Raw genomic sequence first — 21,379 nt, forward strand, 5'->3', positions numbered from 1 at the left:
TCCCTCCCCCGCGGCGCCCCGGGCATGCTCGATGCGATGAACGCCACACCCAGCCTCGGTTCGTCGCCACCGCACCGTTGTCGCCCTCTCGCCGTGTGGCTGCTGCTGGGCCTGGCGGCCTGCGGTGGCGGCGGCGGCAACAGCAGCGAGGACGCTGCCGCGTCGCCCGGCGGCGCCAGCAGCCCGTCCACCCCGCTCGCCACCAGCACGGAGATCAGCTGTGGCTTCACCGACTTCCAGGCCGAGGCACTGCGCCTCGTCAATGCGCACCGCGCCGTGGGCGCCACCTGCGGGGCCCGCGGCAGCTTTGCCGCGGCGCCGGCTCTGGCCTGGGACACGCAGCTCGCGCAGGCCGCCTACCGCCACAGCCGCGACATGGCCGACCACGATCATTTCTCACACACCGGGACGGACGGCAGCACGCTCGGCGCCCGCGTCAGCGCGGCGGGCTACGCGTGGTCCAGCGTCGGCGAGAACATCGGTGCCGGCTACGGCTCGCTGCAGTCGGTGGTCGACGGCTGGATGGCCAGCGACGGCCACTGCGCCAACCTGGTGAGCCCGGGCTTCACGCAGCTCGGCCTCGCCTGCGCGCGCAACAGCGCCAGCAGCTACGGCCTGTACTGGACGCTGGATCTGGCGCGCCCGCAGTGAGACGGTCTCAGCCCGAGCCGGCGATCACGCCACCGCCGAGGCAGACCTCGCCGTCGTACAACACCGCCGACTGCCCCGGCGTCACCGCCCATTGCGGCGCGCCGAAGTCGAGGAGGAAGGCGCCGTTCGCGCCCGGCGCCAGCACGCAGGGCGCGTCGGTCTGGCGGTAGCGGGTCTTCGCCGCCAGCGGGCCCGAGGCCGGCGGCGCGCCGGCGATCCAGCTCGCGTCGTCGGCCTCCAGGCGGCACGACTGCAGCCACGGATGGTCGTGCCCCTGCACCACGTAGAGCGTGTTGCGCTCGAGGTCCTTGCGAGCGACGAACCACGGCTCGTGCGCGCCGCCGCCGCGCGGCGCGCCGCGCTCCTTCACCCCGCCGAGGCCGATGCCCTTGCGCTGGCCCAGCGTGTAGAACGACAGGCCCACGTGCTCGCCCAGCGTGCGTCCGCGGTCGTCCAGGATCGGACCCGGCGCATGGGCCAGGTAGCGATTCAGGAACTCGCGGAACGGCCGCTCGCCGATGAAGCAGATGCCGGTCGAGTCCTTCTTCGCCGCCACCGGCAGCCGGATCTCGGCGGCCAGACGGCGCACCTCGGTCTTCGGCAGCTCGCCCACCGGGAACAACGTGCGCGACAGCTGGGCCTGGCTCAACCGGTGCAGGAAGTAGCTCTGGTCCTTGCTCGCGTCCAGCCCCTTGAGCAGTTGGTGGCAGCCGCCGATCTCGCGCACCCGGGCATAGTGTCCGGTGGCGATCTTGGCGGCGCCCAGGCGCATCGCGTGGTCCAGGAAGGCCTTGAACTTGATCTCGGCGTTGCACAGCACGTCGGGGTTGGGCGTGCGGCCGGCCTCGTACTCGCGCAGGAACTCGGCGAACACGCGGTCCTTGTACTCGGCCGCGAAGTTGACGTGCTCGATCTCGATGCCGATCACGTCGGCCACGCTGGCGGCGTCGAGGAAGTCCTGGCGCGACGAGCAGTACTCGTCGTCATCGTCGTCTTCCCAGTTCTTCATGAACAGGCCCACCACCTCGTGGCCCTGCTGCTTGAGCAGCCAGGCACTGACCGCGGAATCGACACCGCCGCTCAGCCCGACCACCACCCTTTGCTTCTTTCCGCTCATCCTCAGGATTTTTCCACCGGGTCGTAGAGACCGGGGTCGACGAAGACCGTACCGAGCGGATGGCGAATGCCGGCCAGGTGGTCGTCGACATTGCGCTGCAGCGCCGGGCTGCGGTGGCGGTGGGCGTTGGCGCGGATCTCCTCGGGCGTCATCCACAGCGTGCGCAGGATGCCCTTGTCGAGCGCGCGGCCGGGCACGGGGTCACCGACGCTGCCGCAGTAGGAGAAGCGCAGGTAGGTCACGTCCTCGTTGCGGGCGCTGCGGATGAAGCGCGACATGTAGACGCCGAGCAGCGCCGTCGGGGTGAACACGCAGGCCGTTTCCTCGAGCACCTCGCGCACCACCGCCTCGAGCAGCGACTCCCCCGGATCGAGATGGCCGGCCGGCTGGTTGAGGCAGATGCCCTCGGGCGTCTGCTCCTCCACCAGCAGGAAGCGGCCCTGGTTTTCGATGACCGCAGCCACGGTCACGGCGGGTTTCCATCTTTGTTTCATGCACGATCGTAAGGGGGACGGTCTCCGGATTGTGTAAGCTCCGCCCCCAAACACAACAAGCCCTGAGGAGGCAGCACCATGCGCATAGGCGTGCCGCGCGAGACGGCTGCGGGAGAAACCCGCGTTGCCGCGACCCCCGAGACGGTCAAGAAGCTCAAGGCGCAGGGTCACACGCTGCAGGTGCAGGCGGGCGCCGGCCTGAGCGCCAGCGTCACCGACGAGGCCTACGCCGCCGCCGGTGCCGAGATCACCGACGCGGCCGGCGCCTTCGGCAGCCCGCTGGTGCTGAAGGTGAGGGCGCCGTCGGCGGCCGAGCGCGCGCTGATGCCGGCCTCGACCGCGCTGGTCGGCATGCTCAACCCCTTCGACCGCGACGGCCTGCAGGGCCTGACCGACGCCCGACTGACCGCCTTCGCCCTCGAGGCCGCGCCGCGCACCACGCGCGCGCAGAGCATGGACGTGCTGAGTTCGCAGGCCAACCTGGCCGGCTACAAGGCCGTGATGATCGGCGCCGACAAGTACCAGCGCATCTTCCCGATGCTGATGACCGCCGCCGGCACCGTGAAGGCCGCGCGCGTGGTGATCCTGGGCGTCGGCGTGGCCGGGCTGCAGGCCATCGCCACCGCCAAGCGCCTGGGCGCCGTCATCGAGGCCTCCGACGTGCGGCCCTCGGTGAAGGAGCAGGTCGAGTCGCTGGGCGCCAAGTTCATCGACGTGCCCTACGAGACCGCCGAGGAGAAGGAAGCCGCCGAGGGCGTGGGCGGCTACGCCCGCCCGATGCCGCCCTCCTGGCTGGAACGTCAGAAGGTCGAGGTCGCCAAGCGCGTGGCCGCGGCCGACATCGTGATCACCACCGCGCTGATCCCGGGCCGCCCGGCGCCGGTGCTGGTGACCGAGGACATGGTCAAGGCCATGAAGCCCGGCTCGGTGATCGTCGACATGGCCGCGCCCCAGGGCGGCAACTGCCCGCTGACCGAGGCCGGCCGCACGGTGGTGAAGCACGGCGTCACGCTGGTCGGCGAGACCAACCTGCCGGCGCTGGTGGCGGCCGACGCATCGGCCCTGTATGCGCGCAACGTGCTCGACTTCCTGAAGCTGGTGCTCGAGAAGGACGCCGCCGCGCTGAAGATCGACCTCGAGGACGACATCGTCAAGGCCTGCCTGATGTGCCGCGACGGGCAGCTGCTCAGAACATGAATCGCCTGATGCTCCGCGCGAAGCTCCATCGCGCCACGGTCACCGAGGCCGACCTGCACTACGAGGGCTCGTGCGGCATCGATGCCGCGCTGCTCGAAGCCGCCGACATGCGCGAGTTCGAGCAGATCGAGCTCTACAACGTCAACAACGGCGAGCGCTTCTCCACCTACATCATCCCGGCGCCACCGGGCTCGGGCGTGATCTCGCTCAACGGCGCCGCGGCCCGCAAGGCCCACGTCGGCGACCTGCTGATCATCTGCACCTACGCGCCGATGAACGAGAACGAGGTCGCCGCCCACAAGCCCAAGGTCGTGCTGCTCGGAGCGGGCAACCGCATCGAGTCGGTCCGCAAGTTCTGATTGCCAGGAGACAACAAGATGGACATCGTCAGTCCCACCATCCTCAACCTGATCATCTTCGTGCTGGCCATCTACGTCGGCTACCACGTGGTGTGGACCGTCACGCCGGCGCTGCACACGCCGCTGATGGCGGTGACCAACGCCATCTCGGCCATCGTGATCGTCGGCGCGATGCTCGCCGCCGCGCTGACCGAGACCGGCCTGGGCAAGACCATGGGCGTGCTGGCGGTGGCGCTGGCTGCGGTGAACATCTTCGGCGGCTTCCTCGTCACGCGACGCATGCTGGAGATGTTCAAGAAGAAGGACAAGAAGCCCGCAGCGACGGCGCAGGGGAAATAAGCCATGAGCCTCAATCTCGTCACCCTGCTCTACCTGGTCGCCAGCATCTGCTTCATCCAGGCCTTGAAGGGCCTGAGCCACCCGACCACCTCGATCCGCGGCAACCTGTTCGGCATGGTCGGCATGGCGATCGCCACGCTGACCACCGCCGCGCTGATCGTGAAGCTGGCCGGCTCGGCCCTCGGGCTGGGCTGGGTCCTGGTCGGCCTGGTGGTCGGCGGCGGCTACGGCGCGTGGCGCGCCAAGACCGTCGAGATGACCAAGATGCCCGAGCTGGTGGCCTTCTTCCACAGCATGATCGGCCTGGCGGCGGTGTTCATCGCGGTCGCAGCGGCGGTCGAGCCCTGGGCCTTCGGCATCGTCGAGAAGGGCGGCGCGGTGCCGGTCGGCAACCGCGTCGAGCTGGCGCTGGGCGCGGCCATCGGCGCGATCACCTTCAGCGGTTCGGTGATCGCCTTCGGCAAGCTCTCGGGCAGCTACAAGTTCCGCCTGTTCCAGGGCGCGCCGGTGGTGTTCAAGGGCCAGCATGCACTGAACGCCGTGCTCGGCCTGGCGCTGCTGTTCTTCATCGTCGGCTACGCGATCAGCGAGTCCAAGCTGGACTTCGCGCTGCTGCTGGCGCTGGCCTTCGTGATCGGCGTGACCATCATCATCCCGATCGGCGGGGCCGACATGCCGGTGGTGGTGTCGATGCTCAACAGCTACTCGGGCTGGGCGGCCGCGGGCATCGGCTTCAGCCTGAACAACAGCATGCTGATCATCGCCGGCTCGCTGGTGGGCAGCTCGGGCGCGATCCTGAGCTACATCATGTGCAAGGCGATGAACCGCTCGTTCTTCAACGTGATCCTGGGCGGCTTCGGCGGCGATGCCACGGCCGCCACGGCCGGCAAGACCGAGGCCCGGCCCGTCAAGAGCGGCAGCGCCGACGACGCGGCCTTCGTGCTGGGCAATGCCGAGACGGTGGTGATCGTGCCGGGCTACGGCCTGGCGGTGGCGCGCGCGCAGCATGCGGTCAAGGAGCTGGCCGAGAAGCTCACGCACAAGGGCGTGACGGTCAAGTACGCGATCCATCCGGTGGCCGGGCGCATGCCGGGGCACATGAACGTGCTGCTGGCCGAGGCCGAGGTGCCCTACGACCAGGTGTTCGAGATGGAGGACATCAACGGCGAGTTCGGCCAGGCCGACGTGGCCATCATCCTGGGCGCCAACGACGTGGTGAACCCGGCGGCGATGACCAAGGGCAGCCCGATCTACGGCATGCCCATCCTCGAGGCCTACAAGGCCAAGACGATCATCGTCAACAAGCGCTCGATGGCCGCCGGCTACGCGGGCCTGGACAACGAGCTGTTCTACATGGACAAGACCATGATGGTCTTCGGCGATGCCAAGAAGGTCGTCGAGGACATGGTCAAGGCCATCGAGTGAGCCGCGGCCGCGGGGCCGCGCGGCCTCTCTCGAAGGGGTGGCGCCAACGGCCCTAGACAGCCCGCTCCAGCACGGGCTATCGCATTCCCTGAGAGGAGCCCTGTCAGCGCGAAGTCAGAATGACTTTTCGCGTATGGAGCTGCCCATGGACCCGATCTGGCTCAAGCACTACCCGGCCGGCGTGCCGCACGCCATCGACGTTGCGCAGTACCCGTCACTGGTCGCGCTGATCGACGACAGCTTCAAGAAGTTCAGCAGCCTGTCGGCCTACAAGTTCATGGGCAAGGCGTTCAGCTTCGCCCAGGTCGACGAGATGTCGCGCTCGTTCGCGGCCTACCTGCAGACGCTGGGCCTGGCCGCTGGCGACCGCGTCGCGGTGATGATGCCCAACGTGCCCCAGTACCCGGTCGCCGTGGCCGCCATCCTGCGTGCCGGCTACGTGGTGGTCAACGTCAACCCGCTGTACACGCCGCGCGAGCTGGAGCACCAGCTCAAGGATTCGGGCGCGAAGGCCATCGTGATCATCGAGAACTTCGCGCACGTGCTGCAGAAGGTGATGTCGGCGGTGCCGTCGAAGAAGGTGGTGGTCACGGCGCTCGGCGACCTGCTGGGCTTCCCGAAGTCGCTGATCGTCAACACCGTCGTGCGCAAGCTGAAGAAGATGGTGCCGGCGTTCGAGCTGCCCGGCGCGGTGCGCTTCAACGACGCGCTGGCCGCCGGCCGCGGCAAGTCGTACACGCCGGCCAGGGTGGGGCCGGACGACATCGCCGTGCTGCAGTACACCGGCGGCACCACCGGCGTGAGCAAGGGCGCCGTGCTGCTGCACCGTCACCTGGTCGCCAACATCCTGCAGTCCGAGGCCTGGTACCAGCCGGCCTTGAAGCACATCCCGGCCGGCGAGCAGATCAACACCGTGTGCGCGCTGCCGATCTATCACATCTTCGGCTTCAACACGAACATGATGCTGGGCCTGCGCATGGGCGGCTGCAACATCCTGATCGCCAACCCGCGCGACCTGCCGGCGATGTTCAAGCAGCTCAAGGGCCAGCGCATCCACAGCTTTCCGGCGGTGAACACGCTGTTCAACGCGATGGCGCATCACGCCGACTTCGGCAGCGTCGACTGGAGTCACCTGAAGATCTCGGTCGGCGGCGGCATGGCGGTGCAGAGCGCCACCGCCAAGCTGTGGCTCGAGAAGACCGGCTGCCCCATCGTCGAGGGCTACGGCCTGTCGGAGACCTCGCCGTCGGCGACCTGCAACCCGGTCGACAGCACCGCCTACAGCGGCAACATCGGCCTGCCGATGCCCAACACCGAGCTGAAGCTGATCGACGACGACGGCAACGAAGTGCCGCTGGGCACGCCGGGCGAGATCGCGATCAAGGGCCCGCAGGTGATGGCCGGCTACTGGCAGCGGCCGGACGAGACCGCGAAGGCGATGACGGCCGACGGCTACTTCCGCTCGGGCGACATCGGGGTGGTCGACGAGCGCGGCTACTTCAGGATCGTCGACCGCAAGAAGGACATGATCCTGGTGAGCGGCTTCAACGTCTACCCGAACGAGGTCGAGGAAGTGGTGACGCAGATGCCCGGCGTGCTGGAGTGCGCCGCGATCGGCGTGGCCGACGCCAAGTGCGGCGAGGCGGTCAAGCTCGTGATCGTGCGCAGCGATCCCGCGGTGACCGAGGCCCAGGTGCGCACCTACTGCGAGGCCAACCTGACCGGCTACAAGCGACCGAAGACCGTCGAGTTCCGCACCGAACTGCCCAAGACGCCGGTCGGCAAGATCCTGCGCCGCGAGCTGCGCGACAAGGCCTGAGCCCCGGCGCCACGGCGTGCGCCGTGTCACGAGCTCCGATCTTTTGCCACTCACCGCGGCACGCCAGCCGATGGCGGCCCGTACACTGCGCGCTGAATCGTATCGAGGCAGAGCAAGCTGTTGATGCACGATGGCCGATCGCTACACGAAGACTGAGACGGGCCGAGCCGAGATCCGCGCCCGCGTGCATGCGCTGACGCGCACCGCGCGCAATCTGCTGCTGATCATCGATCCCAGCAGGGACGGCGCGAACTGGGTGTCGATGGTGCAAGGTGCCAGCGCCGCAGACCTGCAGACGCTCGTCGATGCCGGCCTCGTGAGCCTGCTCGGTGGCCCGAGCGTCGCACCCAGCGTGCCGCCGGCCGAGCCCGAACCGTCCGCCACCTCCAGCGCGGCTCCCACCACCGGCTCGGGTGCGCTGGAGGCCTCGTCGCTGTCCTATTCGGACCTCTACGACCTGCTGCCCAGCCTGGCGAAGCAGCACCTCGGCCTGATGAAGGGCTACCGCTTCGTGCTGGCGATCGAGAAGGCCGACGGCCTGGCCGGCCTGCAATTGGTGGCCCGCGACCTGCTGGCCGAGATCGAGCGCGCCAAGGGGGCCGCGGTGGCGCGCTCCGCGCGGCGCGCCTTGCTGCTGCCCTGAACGGCGGCACGCACCGACAGGATCCCGCGATGGGGTTGCGCTTCGCTCTCGTCGCGGCCCTCGAAGAAGAGCTGCGCACGTTGCTCGCAGCGCTGCAATCGCCCGTGACGGAGCACCATGCCGGCCGGGCCTTCCACCGCGGCCGGCTCGACGGCCATGACGTGGTGCTGGTGCGTTCGGGCATCGGCAAGGTGGCCGCGGCCACCACCGCGCTGCTGCTGGCCGACCGCTACGGCGTCGATGCGCTGGTGTTCACCGGCGTGGCCGGTGCGTTGCAGCCCGGGGCGTCGATCGGTGACGTGGTCGTCGCGCGCGAGCTGCTGCAGCACGACATGGACGCCTCGCCGCTGTTTCCGCGCCACGAGGTGCCGCTGACCGGCCGCTCGCGCTTCCCGACCGATGCCGACCTGAGCGACGCACTGGCGCGGGCCGCGCGCGACGCGCTGGAGGTCGAGCGCATCGGGCTCGATTCCAGCTTCGCCGCGCTCGGCATCGATCGACCGCGCGTGCACGAGGGCCTGGTGGTCAGCGGCGACCGTTTCGTCGCCACCTCGCTCGAGCGCACCGCCCTGCGCACCGAGCTGCCGGATGCGTTGGCGGTGGAGATGGAAGGGGCGGCGGTGGCCCAGGTCTGCCACGACTGCGATCTGCCGTTCGCGGTGCTGCGCACGCTGTCCGATTGCGCCGACGACAGCGCGCACGTGGACTTCGGCCGTTTCGTCGCCGAAGTGGCCGGCCCGCTGGGCGCGGCCATCGTGCGCACCTGGCTGCGCCGCGTCGAACCGGCGTGAACCGCGCCCTAGCCCGGCTGGGGCGCGGCCTGCGCGCCGTCGCCGGCGTCCCGGTCGTGCTGCTGATCCTGTTCGAGGAGTGGGGCTGGCGTCCGCTGTCGCGCGCGCTCGGCCGCCTGGCGCGCTGGCCACCGATCGCGCGCCTGGAAGACCGCCTGCGGCAGGTGCCGCCGCCGATCGCGCTGGCCCTGTTCCTCACGCCGACGCTGGGACTGCTGCCCGTCAAGCTGCTCGCGCTGTGGCTCGTCCACGCCGGTCAGGCGGGGCTGGGCCTGGCGCTGATCGTCGCGGCCAAGCTGCTCGGGACCGCCCTGCTCGGCCGCCTGTTCGTGCTGACCGAGCCGCAGCTGCGCCACTACCGCTGGCTGGCGCACGCGCTCGACGCCTGGTCGGCCTACAAGCAGCGCGTCAAGGCCTGGTGGCGTTCGACGGCGGTCGCGCGGGCCGCCACGCGCGTCGCCGCCGCCTGGCGCCAGCTCTGGCGTCGCTGGCGGGCCCGCCGCTGCGGCTGAACGGACGGACGCGCCGTCAGCCCGGCAGCCAGCGCGCCAGCCACGGCAGCAGCAGCGCTCCGGCGATGCCGTGCAGGCCCATCGCCAGGCTGGCATAGGCGCCGGCGCGCGGATTGATCGACCAGGCGCGTGCCGTGCCGATGCCGTGCGCGGCGAGCCCGACCGCGAAGCCGCGCGCCGCCCAGTCGCGCACCCCCATCGCGTTGAGCAACGGCGTGACGATCAGCGCACCGACGATGCCGGTCGTCACCGCGAACACCGCCGCCAGCGTGGCCGAGCCGCCAATGCGCTCGGCAATGCCCATCGCGATCGGCGCCGTCACCGATTTCGGCAACAGCGACGCCAGGATCAGCTTCGATCCGCCCAGCGCCCAGGCCGTGCCGAGCGCCACCGCGATCGAAGCCGCGGCCCCCAGCAGCAGCGCGAGCAGCAAGGTCCCGGCGCGGGCCCGCAGCTCCGGCCACAGCCGCGCCAGCGGCACCGCCAGCGCGACCGTCGCGGTGCCGAGCAGGAAATGCACGAACTGCGCGCCCTCGAAGTAGCGCCGGTAGGGCGTTCCGGTCAGCGCGAGCACTGCGATGATCGCCAGCACCGACCACAGCACCGGATTGGCCAGCGGATGGCGCCCGCTGCGCGCCGACACGCGCTCGGCGATCACATAGGCGCCCAAGGTCAGCGTCAGCCCGAACAGCGGCGTCGCGGCCAGGTAGACCCACACCTCGGCCAGCGGCTCCAGCGCGCCGCTCAGGCCGACCGGCAGCGTCAGCGCACGAGGCTCGCTCATGGCGCCGGCGCCTTGTCGTCGGCGTCGTCCGACCCCAGCCGGCGCGACAGGAACCACGCCGTCACGGCGATGGCCGCGGCGGTGCTGGCCACCAGCGCCACCACCCACGCCAGACCCTCGCGCACCAGCGGCTCCCAGTACAGCATCACGCCGACGGCCGCCGGGATGAAGAAGATCGACAGATGGGCCAGCAGGCCGTCGGCGGCCTGCTCGAGCGGCGCCCAGGCCGGCTTGCGCAGGCGCTGACGCAGCAGCAGGCCGGCGAGCAGCAGCACCAGCCCGATCACCGGCCCGGGCACCGGCGCGTGCGTGAGCTGCGCGATCGCCTCGCCGAGCGACTGGAACAGCAACAGCGCGGCCAGGCCCTGGATCATGGTCGACCGCGGCGTGCGGGCCGGGATGGAGGAAACGAGGCCGCCGGAGGCTCCATGAGCTCAGGCGTCAGGGCCCGCGGGCAACGCCGCGATCACCTGCGCCACCGCGGCCGTGAGCCGCTTGCCGTAGCTCAGGTGCAGGAACTCGTTCGGGCCATGGGCGTTGCTTCGGGGCCCGAGCACGCCGCAGACCATCATCTGGGCCTTCGGGAAGCCCTGCTGCAGCAGGCTCATCAGCGGGATCGTGCCGCCCTGGCCGACATAGCCGCAGGGCGCGCCGTAGTGCGCACGCGAGGCGGACTGCAGCGCGTGCTCGAGCCAGGGCTCGATCGGCGGGGCGTTCCAGCCGCTGGCACCCCAGGCGCCGACCCGACCGTCCGGCGCGAACACCACCTTGGCGTTGTAGGGTGCGTTGTCTTCCAGCAGCGCCTTGAGCCGCACCGCCGCGTCGTGGCCGTCGACCAGCGGCGGCAGGCGCAGGCTCAGCTTGAAGGCGGTGACCGGCCGCAGCACGTTGCCGGCGTCGGCGATCGCCGGCAGGCCGGCCGCGCCGGTCACGCTGAGCGTCGGCCGCCAGGTGCGGTTCAGCAACGCCTCGGTGGCGTCGGTGGTCATCGGCAGCACCGGACCGCCGTCGGCGCCGCAGGCCCAGGGAAAGCGCTTCCAGACCTCGTCGCCGAGCACGCGTGCCGTCTCGGCCGCCTGGGCCACGCGCTCGGCCGGGATCTCGCAGTGCAGGCTCTGCGGCAGCAGGCGGCCGGTGGCGGCGTCCTCCAGCCGGTCGAGCAGCTGGCGCAGCACGCGCAGGCTCGACGGCACGATGCCGCTCGAGTCACCGGAGTGCACCCCTTCGCTCAGCACCTCGACCTTGAGCGTTCCCGTGACGTTCCCGCGCAGCGAGGTGGTGAGCCAGAGCTGGTCGTAGTTGCCCGCGCCGGAGTCGAGGCAGACCACCAGGCTCACGTCGCCGAGCCGCGGCTTGAGCGCATCGATGTAGGCCGGCAGATCCCCCGATCCCGACTCTTCGCAGGTCTCGATCAGCCCGATGCAGCGCGGCCGCGGCACGCCCTGCGCGTCGAGCGCCTGCAGCGCCGTGACGGCGGCATAGACCGCATAGCCGTCGTCGGCGCCGCCACGGCCGTAGAGCAGGCCGTCCTCGAGCTTCGGCGTCCACGGCCCCAGGTCGCCGCGCCAGCCGCTGAACTCGGGCTGCTTGTCGAGGTGGCCGTAGAGCAGCACGGTGGGCGCCCCGGCCGCGTTGCCGCCCGGCGTGGTAGCCGGCAGCTCGAAGAAGATCACCGGCGTGCGCGGCGTGCCGTCGGCCTCGCGCAGCGCGATGACTTCGAGCTTCAGACCGGCGAGTCGCTGCCGCTCGACCCAGGCCGCGGCACGCCGCACCACCTGGTCGATGTGGCCGTGCGTGGCCCAGTCCGCGTCGAACATCGGGCTCTTGGCGGGGATGGCGATGTAGTCGATCAGCTCGGGAACGATCTGCGCGTCCCAGGCCTGGTCGACGTGGCCCTGCAAGGCGCCGGCGTCGAGGCCGGGCAGGCGGTCGGGAGCATTCATGGCGGTGAGCGCTGGACGCGCGCGGTGGAGCGACGGGCCAGTATAGGCAGCGCCCTGACAGGGCATCCTGCCCGCGAGCGGGTCTGGCCGGAGACTTGCAAGCCGTCCTGCAATAGGCTTGCGGGCTTCGGGGGCATTTCACGGTCACCACTTGATGACCGTTGGGTCAGTAATATCCCCCTCCTGCACAAAAGACACGCGTCGAGTGATGGACGATCACCGAACGTGTGCGCCCCTCAGGGAGGACTTCGCACGGCTGTCGCGGAGGCCTCGATGCCTCATCACCTCTTTCTCCTAGGTGCTCTCATGCGTGACTCTGTTGCCTCCCCCGTTCCGTTCCGGCGTGCCGCCGTGCTGCTGATCGCCGCGTCGCTGGCCGCCGGCGTGCTGACGGCCTGCGGCGAGCGCGCCGAGGCGCAGGGCGGCCCGCCGCCGGCCCCGCCGGTGTCGGTGGCCCCGGCGGTGCAGAAGCCGATCGCCGACAGCGAGGAGTTCACCGGCCGCCTCGAGGCGCTCGAGACCGTCGACATCCGCCCGCGCATCGGCGGCACGATCGACCGCGTGCACTTCATCGACGGCGCCACCGTCAAGAAGGGCGCGCTGCTGTTCACGATCGATCCCCGCCCCTACCAGGCCGAGGTGGCGCGCGCCGAGTCGCAGCTCGCCGCCGCGCAGTCGCGCGCCGAACTGGCCAAGGCCGAACTGGCCCGCGCGCAGAAGCTGCTGGACGCCAAGGCCGTGTCGCGCCAGGAGTTCGACCAGCTCGGCTCCGGCGAGCGCACCTCGCTGGCCGACATCCGCGCCGCCGAGGCGGCCCTGCGCGTGGCGCGCCTCAACGTCGAGTACACCGCGGTGCGCGCGCCGATCGCCGGGCGCCTGTCGCGCGCCAACATCACGGCCGGCAACCTGGTCGACGACAAGACGGTGCTGACCACGCTGGTGGCCACGCACAAGGTCTACGCCTACTTCGACGGCAGCGAACAGACCTACCTGCGCCTGCGCAAGGCCAACGACGCCCAGCTGAACGTGAAGATGGGCCTGGCCAACGAGAGCGGCTTCCCGCACACCGGCAAGGTCGACTTCATCGACAACCGCCTCAACACGCAGACCGGCGCGATCCGCATCCGCGCGGTATTCGACAACGCCCAGGGCCAGTTCACGCCGGGCCTGTTCGCGCGGCTGCAGGTGGCGGGCAGCACCTCCTACGACGCAGTGCTGACGCCCGAGCGTGCGATCGGCACCGACCAGAGCAAGAAGTTCGTGTTCGTGGTCGGCGCCAACAACGTCGCCGAGTTCCGCGAGGTCAAGCTCGGCGCGCTGATCGACGGCATGCGCGTCGTCACCAGCGGCCTGAAGCCGGGCGAGCTGGTGGTCGTCAGCGGCCTGCAGCGGGTGCGCCCGGGCGCGCCGCTGGCGCCGGAGAAGCTCGATGTCGACGCCCGCGGCATGCCGGTAGAGAAGCCGGTCGCGCCGCCGCCGGGCGCCGGCGGCAAGAAGGACGAGAAGAAGGCCGCGCTGCGCGCGCCGGTGACGGCCGCGCGCGCCGCCTGACCCGGGAGCGGCTTCCATGAACCTGTCCCGCTTCTTCATCGACCGGCCGATCTTCGCGGCCGTGCTGTCGGTCTTCATCACGCTGGTCGGCGCGATCGCGATCTTCAAGCTGCCGATCTCCGAGTACCCCGAAGTCGCGCCGCCGCAGGTGGTGGTGCGCGCGCAGTTCCCCGGCGCCAACCCGCGCGTGATCGCCGAGACGGTGGCCACGCCGCTGGAGGAGCAGATCAACGGCATCGAGAACATGCTCTACATGGGCAGCCAGGCCTCGGCCGACGGCGCCCTGACGCTGACGATCAGCTTCAAGATCGGCACCAACCCGGAGGTGGCCGAGACCGCGGTGCAGAACCGCGTGAACCGCGCGCTGCCGCGCCTGCCCGAGGTGGTGCGCCAGATCGGCGTGACCACCGAGAAGAGCTCGCCGAACCTGACCATGGTGGTGCACATGGTCTCGCCGGACAACAAGTACGACGCGCTCTACCTGCGCAACTACGCCACGCTGAACGTGCGCGACCCGCTGCTGCGCATCCAGGGCATGGGCTCGGTGCAGACCTTCGGTTCGGGCGACTACGCGATGCGCATCTGGCTCGACCCGCAGAAGCTGTCGGCCCGCGGCCTGACCTCGGCCGACGTGGTGGGCGCGATCCGCGAGCAGAACGCGCAGGTCGCCGCCGGCGTCGTGGGCGCGCCGCCGTCACCGAACAACACCGAGTTCCAGCTCGCGATCAACACCCAGGGCCGGCTCAGCAGCGAGCAGGAGTTCGGCGACATCATCGTGCGGGCCGACACCGCCGACGGCTCGGTGATCCGCGTGCGCGACCTCGGTCGCGTGGAGCTCGGACCCAACACCTACTCGCTCGGCTCGCTGCTGAACAACAAGGAAGCGGCCGCGATCGGCATCTTCCAGGCGCCCAACTCCAATGCGCTGCAGCTGTCGAACGAGGTGCGCGCGACGATGGAGCGCCTGAAGGCCGACTTCCCGCCCGGCGTCGACTACGCCATCGTCTACGACCCGACGCGCTTCGTCGCCACCTCGATCGAGAAGGTGATCCACACGCTGGTCGAGGCGATCGCGCTGGTGGTGCTGGTGGTCATCGTCTTCCTGCAGACGTGGCGCGCGTCCATCATCCCGCTGCTGGCGGTGCCGGTGTCCATCGTCGGTACCTTCGCGGTGCTGCTGGCGCTGGGCTTCTCGATCAACACCCTCACGCTGTTCGGGCTGGTGCTGGCGATCGGCATCGTGGTCGACGACGCGATCGTGGTGGTGGAGAACGTGGAGCGCAACATCGAAGCCGGCCTGAGCCCGCGCGATGCGAGCGTGAAGGCGATGCAGGAGGTGTCGGGCCCGATCATCGCGATCGGCCTGGTGCTGTGCGCGGTGTTCGTGCCACTGGCCTTCGTGTCCGGCCTGTCCGGCCAGTTCTACAAGCAGTTCGCGGTGACCATCGCGATCTCCACGGTGATCTCGGCCTTCAACTCGCTGACCCTGTCGCCGGCACTCAGCGCGATCCTGCTGAAGCCGCACCACGCGAAGAAGGACTGGCTGACGCGCGGCATGGACAAGGTGTTCGGCCGCTTCTTCCGCTGGTTCAACCGCTTCTTCACGCGCAATGCCGACCGCTACAGCCGCGGCGTCACCGGCACGGTCGTCAAGCGCAAGTCGATCGCGCTGGTGATCTACGCCGTGCTGCTGGTGGCCACGGTGCTGCTGTTCAAGCTGGTCCCGCCGGGCTTCGTGCCGCAGCAGGACAAGCAGTACCTGATCGGCATCGCCCAGCTGCCCGATGGCGCGAGCCTCGAGCGCACCACCAAGGTGATCCGGCAACTGAGCGAGATCGCGCTGTCGGTCCCGGGCGTGAAGAGCTCGGTGGCCTTCCCCGGCCTGTCGATCAACGGCTTCACCGCGGCGCCGAATTCGGGCATCGTGTTCCTGAGCCTCGACGAGTTCGAGAACCGCACGGCGCCGGAGCAGAGCGCCGACGCGATCGTCGGGCAGGTCAACCAGCGGCTGGGCGCCATCCAGGACGCGTTTATGTTCGTGCTGTCGCCACCGCCGGTCAGCGGCCTGGGCAATGCCGGCGGCTTCAAGCTGCAGCTGCAGGACCGCGACTCGCTGGGCGAGGGCGCGCTCAACGGCGCGGTGCAGCAGCTGATGGGCCGCATCTACGGCAACCCCAACAGCACGATCACGCAGGCGTTCTCGAACTACCAGATCAACGTGCCGCAGCTGTTCGCCAACGTCGACCGCACCAAGGCCAAGCAGATGGGGGTCAAGCTCAGCGACATCTACGAGACGATGCAGACCTACCTGGGCTCGCTCTACGTCAACGACTTCAACCGCTTCGGCAAGACCTACCAGGTGATCGTGCAGGCCGACTCCGGCTACCGCGCCAAGGCCGAGGACATCGGCGCGCTGAAGGTCCGCAACGCCGCCGGCGAGATGGTGCCGCTGTCGGCCATGATGCGCATCGAGCCCACGTTCGGGCCGGGTTCGGTGGGCCGCTACAACGGCTTCTACACCGCCGACTTCAACGGCGCGGCCAAGCCGGGCTTCAGCTCGGGCGAGGCGCAGGCCGAGATGGAGAAGATCCTGAAGGAGACGCTGCCGCGCGGCATCAGCTACGAGTGGACCGAGCTGGTCTACCAGGAGAAGACCGCCGGCAACACGATGATCTACATCTTCCCGCTGTGCGTGCTGCTGGTGTTCCTGGTGCTGGCGGCCACCTACGAGAGCACCACGCTGCCGCTGGCGATCATCCTGATCGTGCCGATGTGCATCCTGAGCGCGATCACCGGCGTGTGGCTCAGCGGCTTCCTGGGCCAGCCGGCCGACAACAACATCTTCACGCAGATCGCCTTCGTGGTGCTGGTGGGGCTGGCCTGCAAGAACGCCATCCTGATCGTCGAGTTCGCCCGCGAGCTGGAGGACCACGGCCGCAGCACCGTCAAGGCGGTGGTCGAGGCCTGCCGGATGCGGTTGCGCCCGATCCTGATGACGTCGATCGCCTTCATCGCCGGCGTCATTCCGCTGGTGCTGTCCAGCGGCGCCGGCGCCGAGATGCGCCAGGCGATGGGCATCGCGGTGGCGAGCGGCATGCTCGGCGTCACGGTGTTCGGCCTGTTCCTGACGCCGGTGTTCTACGTGCTGCTGCGCAAGCTGGCCCCCAAGAAGCACCTGCCCACCGCCCATGCCGCGCCGCTGAAGCCGCGCGCCCCGACGGGAGACGACCATGCGTGATGCCCCTTTCCTCCGGCTGCCCTTCCGTCTCGGCGTCCTGGCCGCGGCCGCCCTGCTCGCCACCGGCTGCGCGGTCGGCCCCAACTACGAGCGACCCGCCAGCACGGTGGATGCCGAATTCATCAATGCCGGCGCGTCGGCCAGCAACACCCAGCCGGTGTCGGCCGACATCGCCAGCTTCTGGCGCGGCTTCGGCGACGAGGCGCTGAGCACGCTGGTCGACCGCGCGCTGGCCGCCAACGGCGACGTGCGCATCGCCCAGGCGCGGCTGCAGGAAGCGCGCGCCGATCTCGGCTTGGCCAACGCGCAGCTGCTGCCGGACATCGGTGTCAGCGCCGGCGCGACGCGCGGCGTCACGCCGATCACGCAGGCGCCGGGTCTGTCACGCAGCGACCGCACCGGCACGGTCTACGACGCCGGCTTCGTCGCGAACTGGGAGCTCGACTTCTTCGGCCGCAACCGCCGCGCCAGCGAGTCGGCCGCGGCGCTGGTCGCCGCCAGCGAGGCCGGCCTGCACGCGGCCCACACCGCGGTGGCCGCCGAGGTGGCGCGCAACTACCTGGAGCTGCGCGGCCTGCAGCAGCGGCTGCAGGTCGCCGACACCTCACTGGTCAACCAGCGCGAGTCGCTGCGCATCACCGAAGCCCGGCTCGACGCCGGCCGCGGCACCCAGCTCGACATCGCCAGGGCACGCACGCTGGTCGAGAACACCGAGGCCACGCGGCCCGCGCTGCAGGCCGCGATCGACCGCACGATCTACCGCCTGGCCACGCTGAGCGCCCAGCCGCCGCGCGCGCTGGCGGCCACGCTCGCGCCGGTGACGGCGCTGCCCGGACTGCCGGTGACCGACCTCGCGGCGCTGCCGCTGGGCACGACCGAGGCCTGGCTCGCGCGCCGGCCCGACCTGATCGCCGCCGAACGCCAGCTCGCCGCAGCCACCGCCAGCATCGGCGTCGCCAAGGCCGACCTCTATCCGCGCATCTCGCTGTCGGGCCTGCTGGGCCTGAACGCGGCCACACTCGGCGACCTGGGCCGCAGCGAATCGGCGATCTACTCGCTGGGCGCGGGCCTGAGCTGGAGCGTGCTGGACTTCGGCCGCGTGCGCTCGCGCATCGCCGCCAGCGAGGCGCGCGCCCAGGCCAGCCTCGCGAGCTACGAGCAGACGGTGGCGACCGCGCTGGAAGAAACCGAAGGCGCGCTGACGCAGTTCACCCGCAACGCGCAGCGTGCCGAACGCCTGGACCGCGCCGCGCGCAGCGCCGAGGAGGCCGCCGAGCTGGCCCGGCTGCGCTACGACGCCGGTGTGACCGACTTCCTGGTGGTGCTGGATGCCGAGCGCGAGGTGCTCGCCAGCCGCGACCAGCTGGTGCAGGCCCAGGTCGGCACGGCCACCGCGCTGGTCAGCGTCTACCGCGCGCTGGGCGGCGGCTGGACCGCCCCCGCCGATGCCGCCGCGGCGCCGGTGGCCGTCAGCAGCAACAGCCCCCGCTGAAAACACCACGGCCTCGCCGGGTTCGCACCCTGGCGAGGCCGTGAGCCCCTCCCGCGGGCGGGAGGGGCCGGTCATCTACCGCTTCAGGCCGCGCGCTTGCGCTCCTCCGGGTAGACCAGCGACAGCAGCTGGCCCGGGATGGTGGCGGCCTGCTCGGCGTTGAGCGAGTAGTCGAGCGTGAGCCGCATGTACTCGTAGCTCTTCAGCACGCGCGAGCGGATCAGCGACACGCCGCGCTGCGTCGGGTCGGTGCCCATGACCGAGCAGATGATCTCGAGCGCTTCCCAGGGATGGGTGTCGTCGTACTTGGCGTGCAGCTTCAGCCACTTCATGGCCTTGGCGCGCACGTCGAGCGGGAAGTTCTGCTCGTACACGTCGGACGAGCAGACCAGCGCCGACCAATCGCCGGTCACGCCCTCGATCGAGTAGTTGGTGGCGGCCATCGCGGCGGCCAGCGTGTCGCGTTCGCAGGTGTGCCAGCACCAGTGCGACAGCGCATGCGTCTCGGTCGGCACCTCGCCGTACAGCAGTTCGTCGCGGCTCACGCCGCTGGCGGTGGCCCACTCGACCCAGTGATCGGCATGGTTCTGCTCGACGCGGATGTTGCGGATCAGGTAGCGGCGCGCCAGGTCGTGCCCACGAGCGCGGCCGTACTGCAGCTTCAGCAGGTTCTGCGCCATGTACTGAGGGAACTGCTCGATCACCGGCCACACGCCGACCAGGAAGGTGCTGATCTGGTTGGCGTCGAGCTCGTTGTCGCGCATGCGATGGAAGAGTTCGTGCGAGGCGACCCGCTCTCGCGTCTCGGCACAGCTCTCGACCAGGTCTTGCGCCCACGCCGGATAGCTGCGGATGTCGGTCAGCTCCCCTTCCCGAATGAAGTCATCGCTCACGAATACGCTCCTCGTACTTGATTACGTTGAACCGACCGCCGTCCCGTTCGGCGACCCAGCACAGTCCGGACAATAAGCGAAATTGGTGACGGTGCGTGCATTGCTTCACAGCGGGTTGCAACATTCGCGCCACACCTCGGCTCCGTGTCGTTCGCATCCTGACGCCGCCTGCCACAGGCAGCCAACCGCACAAGCCTCCAGCGGCGGCAGGCGAAAGACCGAAAGTCCTGTACTGGAAACCACTACGGGCCGGGCGCCTTCTGCTCCCGCACGAACGCTGCAGGGCACAGCGGGAGCAGCGCGATGCGGCCGCCCGACGATGCTCAGGCGCGCTCGAACTTGAACAGCGCCGTGCCGGCCATCAGGTTGGGCCAGCGCCGCACAGCTTGACCGTTCTGCAGGCCGAAGCTGTCGAGCACGCGCAGGCCGTTCTTGCGCGCCAGCACCTCGAAATCGGCGAAGGTGCCGACGCGGATGTTGGGTGTGTCGTACCACTGGTAGGGCAGCACCTTGGTCACCGGCATGCGACCGCGCAGCACCGACACGCGGTTGGGCCAGTGCGCGAAGTTCGGGAAGCTGACGATGCCGAGCCGGCCCACGCGCACCGTCTCGATCAGCATCGCCTCGGTGTTGCGCAGGTTCTGCAGCGTGTCGAGCTGCAGAACCACGTCGAAGGCCTGGTCGGCGAAGATGGCCAGCCCCTCGTCGAGGTTGCGCTGGATCACGTTGACGCCGCGCTGGACGCATTCGTGCACCTTGGCGTCGTCGAGCTCGACACCGTAGCCGCTGCAGCCGCGGCTGTCGCGCAGCAGCGCCAGCAGCGCACCGTTGCCGCAGCCGAGGTCGAGCACGCGCGAGCCCTGCGGCACGAGCTGCGCGATCAGCTCCAGGTCCTTCCTTTCGCTCATACCGCGAACCTCTTGAGCCCGCCGGCCGGCGCGACGGGTTCGTCGGCAACGCGGGCGAAGTAGGCGCGCAGCACGTTGTGATAGCGCGTGTCGGTCATCAGGAAGGCATCGTGGCCGTGCGGTGCGTCGATCTCGGCGTAGCTCACGTCGCGCCGGTTGTCGACCAGCGCCTTGACGATCTCGCGCGAGCGCTCGGGCGAGAAGCGCCAGTCGGTGGTGAAGCTGATCACCAGGAACTTCGCCGTGGCGCCGGCCAGCGCCCGGCTCAGGTCGCCGTCGAACTCGCGCGCCGGGTCGAAGTAGTCGAGCGCGCGCGTGATCAGCAGGTAGGTGTTGGCGTCGAAGTAGTCGCTGAACTTGTCGCCCTGGTAGCGCAGGTAGCTCTCGATCTGGAACTCGATGTCCTGCGTGCTGTAGGCGAGCTCGGGGTTCAGCGTCTGGCGGCCGAACTTGCTCGCCATCACGTCGTCGCTGAGGTAGGTGATGTGGCCGACCATGCGCGCCACGCGCAGGCCGCGCTTGGGCACCACGCCGTGGGCGTAGTAGTGGCCGCCGTGGAAGTCGGGGTCGGTGACGATGGAGCGCCGCGCCACCTCGTTGAAGGCGATGTTCTGGGCCGACAGGTTGGGCGCCGAGGCCACCACGATGGCGTGCCGCACGCGCTGCGGGTGGCGCAGCGTCCAGCTCATCGCCTGCATGCCGCCCAGGCTGCCGCCGATCACGGCGGCCAGCTGTTCGATGCCCAGCGCGTCGAGCAAGCGGGCCTGGGCATCCACCCAGTCCTCGACGGTGACCACCGGGAAGTCGGCGCCATAGGGCCGGCCGGTCTTCGGGTCGGTGGAGGCCGGCCCGGTCGAGCCGAAGCACGAGCCCGGGTTGTTGACGCCGATGACGAAGAACCGGTCGGTGTCCAGCGGCTTGCCGGGCCCGATCAGGTTGTCCCACCAGCCCTCGCTCTTGTCCTGGCCCTCGTAGCGGCCGGCCACGTGGTGCGAGGCATTGAGCGCGTGGCACACCAGCACGGCATTGCTGCGCGTGGCATCGAGCGTGCCGTAGGTCTCGTAGACCAGGGTGCAGTCGTCGAGCACGGCGCCGCTGCGCAGCGGCAGCGGGGCGCTCAGGCGCAAGGACTGTGGAGTGACGATGCCGACCGAAGCCATCCCGATGTTCAACCCAAGAAAAAGACAACCCGGCGTCGCTGCGCTAGCGAGGCCGGGTGACGG

General features: G+C 69.9%; 20 protein-coding genes. 12 read left to right on the top strand and 8 right to left on the bottom strand.

Annotated features, from left to right (window positions below; genetic code table 11):
* Positions 1-36: 36 nt before the first annotated feature.
* On the top strand, positions 37-651 hold the full coding sequence (locus tag ASC67_RS09535) for a CAP domain-containing protein (protein WP_082535985.1): 615 nt from the start codon (positions 37-39) through the stop codon (positions 649-651).
* A gap of 7 nt (positions 652-658) precedes the next feature.
* Here ASC67_RS09535 and mnmA read toward each other — a convergent pair whose 3' ends face one another.
* Both mnmA and ASC67_RS09545 read right to left on the bottom strand, forming a co-directional pair.
* Positions 659-1,768 carry a tRNA 2-thiouridine(34) synthase MnmA gene (gene mnmA, locus ASC67_RS09540; RefSeq protein WP_056318647.1) on the bottom strand — a complete coding sequence of 370 codons (1,110 nt, stop codon included), beginning with the start codon at positions 1,766-1,768 and terminating at the stop codon, positions 659-661.
* Positions 1,769-1,770: 2 nt separating this feature from the next.
* Positions 1,771-2,262 (bottom strand): NUDIX hydrolase, encoded by a 492-nt coding sequence (locus tag ASC67_RS09545; RefSeq protein WP_056318651.1) that lies wholly within the window; start codon positions 2,260-2,262, stop codon positions 1,771-1,773.
* A 78-nt stretch (positions 2,263-2,340) separates the two neighbouring features.
* Between ASC67_RS09545 and ASC67_RS09550 the strand changes: the two genes are divergently transcribed.
* The 8 genes from ASC67_RS09550 to ASC67_RS09585 all read left to right on the top strand — a co-directional run bounded on the left by ASC67_RS09550 (position 2,341) and on the right by ASC67_RS09585 (position 9,347).
* Positions 2,341-3,459 (top strand): Re/Si-specific NAD(P)(+) transhydrogenase subunit alpha, encoded by a 1,119-nt coding sequence (locus ASC67_RS09550; protein WP_056318654.1) that lies wholly within the window; start codon positions 2,341-2,343, stop codon positions 3,457-3,459.
* The gene (gene panD, locus ASC67_RS09555; RefSeq protein ID WP_056318657.1) at positions 3,456-3,818 is read left to right on the top strand and encodes an aspartate 1-decarboxylase; all 363 of its coding nucleotides are present in this window, start codon (positions 3,456-3,458) and stop codon (positions 3,816-3,818) included. The genes ASC67_RS09550 and panD overlap by 4 nt, the downstream gene beginning before the upstream one ends.
* A gap of 18 nt (positions 3,819-3,836) precedes the next feature.
* Positions 3,837-4,157: an NAD(P) transhydrogenase subunit alpha gene (locus tag ASC67_RS09560; protein ID WP_011831143.1), complete on the top strand. Its 321-nt coding sequence runs from the start codon at positions 3,837-3,839 to the stop codon at positions 4,155-4,157.
* Positions 4,158-4,160: 3 nt separating this feature from the next.
* On the top strand, positions 4,161-5,582 hold the full coding sequence (locus ASC67_RS09565; protein WP_056318660.1) for an NAD(P)(+) transhydrogenase (Re/Si-specific) subunit beta: 1,422 nt from the start codon (positions 4,161-4,163) through the stop codon (positions 5,580-5,582).
* A 145-nt stretch (positions 5,583-5,727) separates the two neighbouring features.
* Positions 5,728-7,401, top strand: a complete 1,674-nt coding sequence (locus ASC67_RS09570; RefSeq protein ID WP_056318663.1) for a long-chain-fatty-acid--CoA ligase — start codon at positions 5,728-5,730, stop codon at positions 7,399-7,401.
* A 130-nt stretch (positions 7,402-7,531) separates the two neighbouring features.
* Complete coding sequence (locus tag ASC67_RS09575; protein ID WP_056318668.1) at positions 7,532-8,044, top strand: hypothetical protein; 513 nt, start codon at positions 7,532-7,534, stop codon at positions 8,042-8,044.
* Between the two features lie 29 nt (positions 8,045-8,073).
* Complete coding sequence (locus tag ASC67_RS09580; RefSeq protein WP_056318672.1) at positions 8,074-8,835, top strand: 5'-methylthioadenosine/adenosylhomocysteine nucleosidase; 762 nt, start codon at positions 8,074-8,076, stop codon at positions 8,833-8,835.
* Positions 8,832-9,347, top strand: a complete 516-nt coding sequence (locus ASC67_RS09585) for a hypothetical protein (RefSeq protein WP_056318676.1) — start codon at positions 8,832-8,834, stop codon at positions 9,345-9,347. Before ASC67_RS09580 ends, ASC67_RS09585 begins: the two co-directional genes overlap by 4 nt.
* Positions 9,348-9,363: 16 nt before the next feature.
* On the opposite strand, the gene ASC67_RS09590 is transcribed toward ASC67_RS09585, so the two are convergent.
* From ASC67_RS09590 to ASC67_RS09600, 3 genes are read right to left on the bottom strand one after another with little or no spacing between them, the layout of a single operon-like run.
* Entirely contained in the window at positions 9,364-10,131 is a 768-nt protein-coding gene (locus ASC67_RS09590; protein WP_056318679.1) for an LrgB family protein, read from the bottom strand.
* Entirely contained in the window at positions 10,128-10,505 is a 378-nt protein-coding gene (locus tag ASC67_RS09595) for a CidA/LrgA family protein (protein WP_056318683.1), read from the bottom strand. Before ASC67_RS09595 ends, ASC67_RS09590 begins: the two co-directional genes overlap by 4 nt.
* Before the next feature lie 60 nt (positions 10,506-10,565).
* Entirely contained in the window at positions 10,566-12,074 is a 1,509-nt protein-coding gene (locus tag ASC67_RS09600; protein WP_056318688.1) for a M20 family metallopeptidase, read from the bottom strand.
* A 306-nt stretch (positions 12,075-12,380) separates the two neighbouring features.
* Between ASC67_RS09600 and ASC67_RS09605 the strand changes: the two genes are divergently transcribed.
* Genes ASC67_RS09605 through ASC67_RS09615 form a run of 3 tightly spaced genes read left to right on the top strand, consistent with a single transcriptional unit; the run spans position 12,381 to position 18,355 of the window.
* Positions 12,381-13,625, top strand: a complete 1,245-nt coding sequence (locus ASC67_RS09605) for an efflux RND transporter periplasmic adaptor subunit (protein WP_056318693.1) — start codon at positions 12,381-12,383, stop codon at positions 13,623-13,625.
* A 16-nt stretch (positions 13,626-13,641) separates the two neighbouring features.
* The gene (locus ASC67_RS09610) at positions 13,642-16,863 is read left to right on the top strand and encodes an efflux RND transporter permease subunit (protein ID WP_056318696.1); all 3,222 of its coding nucleotides are present in this window, start codon (positions 13,642-13,644) and stop codon (positions 16,861-16,863) included.
* Positions 16,856-18,355, top strand: coding sequence for an efflux transporter outer membrane subunit (locus tag ASC67_RS09615; protein WP_056318698.1), 1,500 nt, complete (start codon positions 16,856-16,858; stop codon positions 18,353-18,355). Before ASC67_RS09610 ends, ASC67_RS09615 begins: the two co-directional genes overlap by 8 nt.
* Before the next feature lie 83 nt (positions 18,356-18,438).
* On the opposite strand, the gene ASC67_RS09620 is transcribed toward ASC67_RS09615, so the two are convergent.
* The 3 genes from ASC67_RS09620 to ASC67_RS09630 all read right to left on the bottom strand — a co-directional run bounded on the left by ASC67_RS09620 (position 18,439) and on the right by ASC67_RS09630 (position 21,316).
* Positions 18,439-19,248, bottom strand: coding sequence for a TenA family transcriptional regulator (locus tag ASC67_RS09620; RefSeq protein WP_056318701.1), 810 nt, complete (start codon positions 19,246-19,248; stop codon positions 18,439-18,441).
* Between the two features lie 323 nt (positions 19,249-19,571).
* Positions 19,572-20,156, bottom strand: coding sequence for a methionine biosynthesis protein MetW (gene metW / locus ASC67_RS09625; protein WP_056318705.1), 585 nt, complete (start codon positions 20,154-20,156; stop codon positions 19,572-19,574).
* Positions 20,153-21,316, bottom strand: coding sequence for a homoserine O-acetyltransferase (locus ASC67_RS09630; RefSeq protein ID WP_056318709.1), 1,164 nt, complete (start codon positions 21,314-21,316; stop codon positions 20,153-20,155). Before ASC67_RS09630 ends, metW begins: the two co-directional genes overlap by 4 nt.
* Between the last annotated feature and the right edge of the window lie 63 nt (positions 21,317-21,379).

It is taken from the genome of Methylibium sp. Root1272, assembly GCF_001425905.1.
Classification (GTDB): Bacteria; Pseudomonadota; Gammaproteobacteria; order Burkholderiales; family Burkholderiaceae_C; genus Methylibium.